Consider the following 1,057-nt stretch of genomic DNA (forward strand, 5'->3'; position numbering starts at 1 on the left):
GGGACAAGGCCGCCCAGACCATGGACTACAAGCTGGACGGCCTCGTGCGGGACGAGCGAAAGGTCTTCGACGCCATGGACGCCGAGGAGACGGGGCGGTATCTGCCCTTCAGCTTCCGGGGCGGCGAACCCAGCCCCTACCAGAAGGACAAGCGAGCCGACAAGGCAAAGCTCTCCCGCATCCAGCTCCACCTCGACGACCTCGTCACCCGGATGGGCGAGCAGCTCTACAGCGGCTGCATCGCCGCCGAGCCGCTGGTCACGGGCCGAAGCCCCTGCCGGTGGTGCGATTACGGCTTTATCTGCTGTCACGAGGACGGCGTGGGAGAGCGCGCCCTCGACGCCCCCGCAAAGCCCTTTGAGCCATCCGAAGACCCCGATAAGAAGGAGGAAAAAGACCCGTGAGCGAGACAAAATGGACCCCGGCCCAGCGTGCCGCCATCGACGACCGGGGCGGTGCGCTGCTGGTGAGCGCCGCCGCGGGCAGTGGTAAGACCGCCGTGCTGACGGAGCGGGCCGTCCGGCTCATCACCGACCCGGAGCACCCCGTGGACGCCGACCGGCTCCTCATCGTCACCTTTACCAACGCCGCCGCCGCCGAGCTTCGCGCCCGCATCGGGCAGGCACTGCTCCGCCGCAGTCAGGCCGAGCCGTCCAACACGGCCCTCCGCCGCCAGCGGATGCTTTTGCAGCGCGCCCCCATCTGTACCATTGACGCCTTCTGCCTCGACCTGCTCCGCAAGCACTTTCAGGCGCTGGACATCCCGCCCGACTTCACCCCCGCCGACCCTGGCAGCGTGGAGACGCTGCGCACTGCGGCCCTCGCCGAGACGCTGGAAGCGGCCTATCTGAACGCGGATTTCTGTGCCTTCGCCGACCTTTACGGCAAGGGCCGCACCGACAGCGCGGCGGGGGAGGCCGTCCTGCAGGTCTATGACTTCCTCCGCGCCCTGCCCGACTACGGCAGGAAGCTGGACGAGATGCTGGCCCCGTGGCAGGACGAGAACGGCTTCGTCCGCACCTGCTGGCACGACATCCTGCTGGCCGAAGCCGCCCGG

General features: G+C 68.7%; 2 protein-coding genes. Both read left to right on the forward strand.

The window, feature by feature from the left end; genetic code table 11:
* On the forward strand, nucleotides 1-404 hold a 404-nt coding region (locus ACMO6A_RS06760), incomplete at its 5' end, for a hypothetical protein (RefSeq protein ID WP_418470975.1).
* On the forward strand, nucleotides 401-1,057 hold a 657-nt coding region (locus ACMO6A_RS06765; RefSeq protein ID WP_418470977.1), incomplete at its 3' end, for a UvrD-helicase domain-containing protein. The genes ACMO6A_RS06760 and ACMO6A_RS06765, both read left to right, overlap by 4 nt.

It is taken from the genome of Eggerthella sp. (genome assembly GCF_048329335.1).
GTDB lineage: Bacteria > Actinomycetota > Coriobacteriia > Coriobacteriales > Eggerthellaceae > Eggerthella > Eggerthella lenta.